The sequence below is a fragment of the Xanthomonas sp. LMG 12459 genome, assembly GCF_009192905.1.
Classification (GTDB): Bacteria; Pseudomonadota; Gammaproteobacteria; order Xanthomonadales; family Xanthomonadaceae; genus Xanthomonas_A; species Xanthomonas_A sontii.
Window position 1 is genome coordinate 1 of sequence record NZ_NSGT01000117.1, and the last position, 5,870, is coordinate 5,870.

Annotated in this window: 6 protein-coding genes and 1 pseudogene; 5 read left to right on the top strand and 2 right to left on the bottom strand. The window is 67.1% G+C overall.

Translation table 11 applies throughout. From position 1 onward, the window contains the following. The 4 genes from CEK65_RS20225 to CEK65_RS21355 form a co-directional block, all read left to right on the top strand. On the top strand, positions 1-656 hold a 656-nt coding region (locus CEK65_RS20225; RefSeq protein WP_152182796.1), incomplete at its 5' end, for a cellulase family glycosylhydrolase. A 97-nt stretch (positions 657-753) separates the two neighbouring features. Continuing rightward, positions 754-1,308, top strand: coding sequence for a DUF1190 domain-containing protein (locus CEK65_RS20230; protein WP_193314267.1), 555 nt, complete (start codon positions 754-756; stop codon positions 1,306-1,308). 34 nt (positions 1,309-1,342) lie between these two features. After that, a complete protein-coding gene (locus CEK65_RS20235) occupies positions 1,343-2,524 on the top strand; it encodes a glutathionylspermidine synthase family protein (RefSeq protein WP_152182797.1) in 1,182 nt (393 codons plus the stop codon). A 361-nt stretch (positions 2,525-2,885) separates the two neighbouring features. Beyond that, positions 2,886-3,194 carry a hypothetical protein gene (locus tag CEK65_RS21355; RefSeq protein ID WP_343192947.1) on the top strand — a complete coding sequence of 103 codons (309 nt, stop codon included), beginning with the start codon at positions 2,886-2,888 and terminating at the stop codon, positions 3,192-3,194. Positions 3,195-3,617: 423 nt separating this feature from the next. Here CEK65_RS21355 and CEK65_RS20245 read toward each other — a convergent pair whose 3' ends face one another. After that, a complete protein-coding gene (locus CEK65_RS20245; RefSeq protein ID WP_152182799.1) occupies positions 3,618-4,184 on the bottom strand; it encodes a hypothetical protein in 567 nt (188 codons plus the stop codon). A gap of 170 nt (positions 4,185-4,354) precedes the next feature. Here CEK65_RS20245 and CEK65_RS21050 point away from each other — a divergent pair. Next, positions 4,355-4,510 (top strand): annotated as a pseudogene (locus CEK65_RS21050) (recombinase XerD); the annotation flags it as partial. Positions 4,511-4,560: 50 nt separating this feature from the next. Here the strand turns inward: CEK65_RS21050 and CEK65_RS20250 are convergent. After that, entirely contained in the window at positions 4,561-5,859 is a 1,299-nt protein-coding gene (locus CEK65_RS20250; RefSeq protein ID WP_152182801.1) for a DUF58 domain-containing protein, read from the bottom strand. Between the last annotated feature and the right edge of the window lie 11 nt (positions 5,860-5,870).

A 5,870-nucleotide genomic window follows, 5' to 3' on the forward strand; every position in this document is an offset into this window, starting at 1 on the left:
CCTCCCGCTCGCATCCGGCGATCTTCGGCTGGGGCCTGATGAACGAGCCCTACCAGGGGCCGGAGCGCAACGCCGACGGCAGCACGCTGGTGATGGCCGATCACTGGCTGCGCACTGCCACCGCCACCGCGGCGCGCATCTTCGATTTCGACCGGTCGCATTACGTGTTCGTTTGCGGCAACGAATACGCCAGTGCCCGCCGGTGGAAAGAGGCGTCCAACAACCTGGACACGATCCCCGACCCGTACGACCGCATCGTCTACGAGGCGCACAACTATCTGGACGACGAGGGCCGCGGAGGCGGTGCTTGGACCAATCGCAATGAAAACGTTGCGCCGGACACCGGCATCGAGATGGTCAAGCCGTTCATCGACTGGCTGGGACACCGAGGCAAGCGCGGCTTTCTCGGCGAGCACGGCTATCCGGCCGGCAACGCCAGCGCGGAACTGGCGACCAAGCGCATGCTCGCGCACCTGCAGGCCAACAACATCCCCAGCACGCAGTGGTGCTTCGGGCCCGGTTGGCCGGACAACGACGTGCTGGGCATGAGCCGCGACGTCGGCATGGACATCCAGGTGAAGTCCAACATCGCCGCGGTGCAGCCGTATTTCGACGCGCGCCTGTCCAGCTACGTGCCGCCGCCGCCGAAGAGCTGACGTCACGTGCGCGCGCGGGTCGCCCGAACGCCGGCCGCGGGTTTCCGCGGCCGGCGGAACCGGGCATCATCGTGGCTGGACTCAGGAAGACGTTGCCATGAAAAGGTCGAAGACGACCGCCTTGTTGCTGATGAGCGCCGCGCCGCTGCTGTTCACCGCCTGCGGGCGCGAGCCGGAGGCCAAGGCCCAGGAAGGCCTGTACACCTCGGTGGACGCCTGCGTGGCGCAGACCCACGACATCGCGACCTGCCGCGAGGCCTTCGCGCAGGCGCAGAAGCAGGCGGCCGAGCAGGGGCCCAAGTACGCCAGCCGCGAGCAGTGCGCGCAGGACTATGCGCAGGATCGCTGCGTGGAGCAGCGCGACAGCCACGGCCATTCCTTCATCGGGCCGATGATGACCGGCTTCTTCCTGTCGCAGATGCTCAACAACAACCGCGCCGCCGGGTTCAATGCCGCGCCCGCCTACCAGGACCGGCAGAACCAGTGGCAGCGGCCGGCGTCCTATTCCGGCGGTGCCGGTGCGGCGAGCAGCGGCACGATGCTGCGCGGCAACCAGACCATGACCCATATCGGCGCCACGCCGAACCGTGCGGTCACCGTCAGCCGCGGCGGTTTCGGCGAATCCGCCGGTGGGCGCGGCTTCGGCAGCTGAATACCGCTTTTTCTCTCTTCGCACGAGACCCCGCATGAAACGCATCGCGATCGTCGAGCGCGGCGACTGGCGCGCCCAGGCCGCGGAGTACGGTTTCCGCTTCCACACCATCGACGGCCAGCGCTACTGGGACGAACGCGCCTACTACGCGTTCAGCCTGCGCCAGATCGAGCGCGATCTGGAAGACCCGAGTGCCGAACTGCACGCGATGGCGATGGGCCTGCTCGACGAGATCGTCGCCAGCGAGGCGTTGATGCAGCGGCTGGCGATCCCGCCGGCGTTCCGCGACTGGATCGCCGACAGCTGGCGGCGCCGCGAGCCGCATCTGTACGGGCGCCTGGACCTAGCCTACGACGGCCGCGGCCCGGCCAAGCTCTACGAACTCAACTACGACACGCCGACCTCGCTGTTCGAGTCGGCGTTCTTCCAGTGGCAGTGGCTGGAGGACCAGCGCGCGCAGGGCCGATTGCCGGACGAGGCCGACCAGTTCAACTCCATCCACGAAGCCTTGCTGGAGCGCTTCGCCGCGCTCGCTGGCGGGTTGCCGCCGCCGCTGTACTTCGCCGCGGTGCGCGATTCGGAAGAGGACCAGGGCACGATCGCCTACCTGCGCGACTGCGCCGCGCAGGCCGGCGTCGGCGGCGAGCTGATCGCGATCGAGGACATCGGCCTGTCCAGCGACGGCCGCTACACCGATCTGGACGACACGGTGATCGGCGCGCTGTTCAAGCTGTATCCGCTGGAGGACATGTTCGCCGAGCGCTTCGGCCAGGCCCTGCCGGGCTCGGGCCTGCGCCTGCTGGAGCCGCCGTGGAAGGCGCTGCTCAGCAACAAGGGCATCCTGCCGCTGCTGTGGGAACGCCATCGCGGCCACCCGAACCTGCTGCCGGCCGCGTTCGACGACGGCAGCGCCTTGCCGCCGGGTTGGGTACGCAAGCCGCTGCATTCGCGCGAGGGCGCCAACATCGTGCTGCACCTGGACGATGGCCGCGTGCTGGAGAGCGACGGCCCCTATGCCGGGCCCTACATCCGCCAGCAGGCGCATCCGCTGCCGGCGTTCCAGGGTCGCTACCCGATGGTCGGCAGCTGGATTGTCGGCGACCGCGCCTGCGGCATCGGCATTCGCGAGGACGATGGCCCGATCACCCGCGACAGCGCGCGGTTCCTGCCGCACGCCATCGTCGAGGACGCGCGGCCGGGTGTGCTGTATGCGTGAGTCGGTGTCGCGCGCCGACGCAGCGTCGCCTGAAGCGCCGCGTCGGCATCGCAACGACGGAACAACCTTGGCTGCCTATGCGGACCAGGTGGCGGTGCGCTGCCATCGCTGTGGCGCGCCGGGGTGGGTGCTGGCGCAGTGGGAGCCGTATCGCTGGCAGGCGCGATTCCGTTGTGGCCAGTGCGCTACTGGGCTGGACAGCGACGCCGACGACTGGGTGGGAGCAGTGCAACTGGAAGGCCATCGCGCCTGCGGCCATTGCGGACACAAGTGGGTGCGGGTCCGTGCGACGTCGACCGGTGCAACCCCGGTGCCCGCGAACTTGCCCGGGCGTTGCGCGCATTGCGGGAAAAGCAGCGCGGTGGCCATCACCACCTACCGCATGCGCGACGGATCGCCCCACGATCCGCATTTCGGCATGCCGCTGGCGCTGGTCGCGCCGACCCGCGCCGGCCTGCTGTGGGCCTACAACCCGCGCCATCTGCAGGAGTTGCAGGACTACGTGGCGGCGACGCTGCGCGAACGCCGCGGCCTGTTCGGGCGCTCGATGGTGGCGCGGTTGCCGGCGTGGATGAAGCTGGCGCGGCATCGGCCGCTGATGCTGCGCACCTTGCAGCGTCTGCAGCAGGCCAGTTTGCAGTTGCCTCTGGCGCCAGCTGTCGCGCCGTGACCCGGCCGCGATATGGCGGAGTGCCGGATTCGTGATCGCGCGGGTGTAGGCGCGGGGACGGCGCCGCGCGCTTGTCGTCCGCTATGTGGAGTGGGCGCGCTGCATGCCGTTCGCGCTGGCATGCAGCGCAAGCGCGGCGCCAGTTTAGTGGTGCCGCATGCGGCGCAGATGCCGCGGGCGTCCAGTGCGCGCTTCCATGCGATGCGGGGGAGCTTACGAGCGCAGCGGAGCAATGAAGACGGACGACGAAGCGGCGAGCGATCCGATGCACGGTGACGAGAGGACCGCGCACCGGAGCCGACCGCTGACACGCAAGCGCTGTTGCCGAAGACGAAAGCCGCGCCGCACTTGCAGCACTACCGCCTAACACCAGAATTAAGCCGACCCGCGAAGCGCGTTCGGCTTGAGTGAATTATTAGGGTGCTATCCGAATACTCCAAGACGAATAGCGCCAAATATAAGTAGGAGACTGAGGCCAGTCGCTAGCACCAACTTAGATGCAAATTTAATTGCAAGGTACGTTGGTTCCCCGCGCTTTACCCGGCTCCACTCACTTTTAAGTATGCCCTGCACGTCATTAGAAAATGATTCGATCTCTTGCTTCCGCTGTGCGTGTGTAAGTCCGGTAAAAGACTCACCATTCGCAAGTAATTTAAGCTGCTCGATTACATTGGCATGCTCGTTTGGATTTAGACGAAGTTCAATTTTTGCTTGAAGGATTTCTAGCTCCATGAACTCGCTCTTCATGCTGCGCCAGAAATCTCTGGTTGTGAATTCTTGAGAAGGAACTAGCTCTAGTTCCGCGGCGACGTAGTACCAGATCCCCATGAACTTCGCTGTGTCCTCACGAAGGTTGTCGATCCAGCTCTGGCGGAATTCGGAAACTTTGCTCTCCTTTGTAAAGACAGCGACTAGATACGTGACGCTGCCCGCGACCAAGGCTGCAATTATCGTTGCAGTGGCACCAATGAATGGCGAGTTTGATGTCATAGCACCTAACTACTATTGGACCGCCTAAAAGCGGCGTTGCACCAAGTATCGACTAACGCCGGAGGTCTTGGAAAGGGGTGAATTCCTAATCCGTAACAATGACTTGCCCGATGGCAGTCGCCGGTCTTGGCGTCGATGCTGGTTGCGTTATCCGACGTTTGAGCGGGCGTATGAGTTACACCCGTGACGCTGCATGCGTAATGGCGCGCCTCTCCTCCAAGCTGCTGGGTCAGGTCCGTGGTCGGCTGCGGCTTCGCCATCACGGCCTGCGCACCGAGCAGGCCTATGTGGGCGGCATACGGCGTTTCATTCTGGCCAACAGCAAGTGACATTCGATGCAGAGGGGGGCGACATCGCCATGGGCCGCAGCGTCGCGCTACAGCAACCCGTCGCGCTTCACCGCCAGGTAGCGCTCGATCAGCGCGGCGGGCAGTTCCTCGCCGGTGACGTCGAGCACGATCACGCCGTGGCTGCGCAGCGCATCGTGCGCGGCGCTGCGCTGCTGCAGGTAGCGCGCCACCGCGCCGGCCTGCACCGCCTGCGGCAGCTCGTGTGCGTCCTCCGCCAGCGCCTGGTCCAGTTCGCGCTCGCGCAGGCTGGCCACGCACACCAGGTGGCGGCGCTGCAGCAGGCGCACCGCGGCCAGCAGGTCTTCGATGTCCTCGTCGCGCACGTTGCTGACCAGCATCACCAGCGCGCGGCGGCGCTGGCGCAGCGACAGTTCGGTGGCCGCGGTCAGGTAATCGGTGGCCACCGGCTGCGGCTGCAGGTCGTAGCTGGCCCGCAGCAGCACGTCGACGGTGGCCATGCCGCGTTGCGGCGCCACCCAGCGCGCGTCGCTGCCGCTGGCCATCATGCCCACCGCATCGCCCTGGCGCAGCGCCAGGTACGACACCACCAGCGCGGCGTTGAGCACATGGTCGAAGTGCGACAGGCCACGCTCGCTGGCCAGCATGCGCCGCCCGGTGTCGATCAGCATCAGCAACTGCTGGTTCTTCTCGTCCTGGTACTCGCGCGAGATCAGTTTGCGCGCGCGCGAGGTCGCCTTCCAGTCGATCTGGCGCAGGCTGTCGCCGACCCGGTATTCGCGCATCTGGTGGAAGTCGGTGCCTTCGCCGCGGCGCCGCTTCAGGTGCGCGCCGACCAGGCGCGAGGCCTGTTCGGCGCTGAACAGGGCGAAGCGGGTCAGCGGCGCGAAGTTCGGATACACGCGCACGGTCTGTGCGGACCCGGCCAGACGCTGCTGCCACCACAGGCGCCAGGGCGCATGCAGGCGCAGGTGGGTGCCGTCGAAGACGAAGCGGCCGCGCGCGGTCGGACGCAGTTGGTAGCGCACCTGGGTCTGATGCGCGGCGGGCAGGGTCATGCGCTGCGGCAGGCCCTGCAGCTCCCAGCCACTGGGCACCAGGTCGAACAGGTCCACGCGCTGGCGCTGCGCGCTGTCCAGGTGCAGCACCACGTCGCGCTGCACACCGAGCGGCAGCGCTTCGGGCAGCTCGCGGCGCACCTGCGGCGTCGGCCGGCGCCACAGCCGCCATGCATCCAGCGCAGCGACCAGCGCGATGCCCGCCGCGACCGCCTGCCAGCTCCACAGCGGCAGCCAGCCCAGCGCCACGGCCAGGCCGTACAGCGCCCACAGCGCGAGCAGGGCCAGCAGGAGCGGGGCGGGTCTCATCGCTTGGGGGC

What these genes read in the sequence shown, in the direction of transcription:
- CEK65_RS20230 (WP_193314267.1), top strand. Translation starts at nt 754, where the DNA reads ATGAAAAGGTCGAAGACGACCGCCTTGTTGCTGATGAGCGCCGCGCCG.
- CEK65_RS20235 (WP_152182797.1), top strand. Translation starts at nt 1,343, where the DNA reads ATGAAACGCATCGCGATCGTCGAGCGCGGCGACTGGCGCGCCCAGGCC.
- CEK65_RS20245 (WP_152182799.1), bottom strand. Translation starts at nt 4,184, where the DNA reads ATGACATCAAACTCGCCATTCATTGGTGCCACTGCAACGATAATTGCA.
- CEK65_RS20250 (WP_152182801.1), bottom strand. Translation starts at nt 5,859, where the DNA reads ATGAGACCCGCCCCGCTCCTGCTGGCCCTGCTCGCGCTGTGGGCGCTG.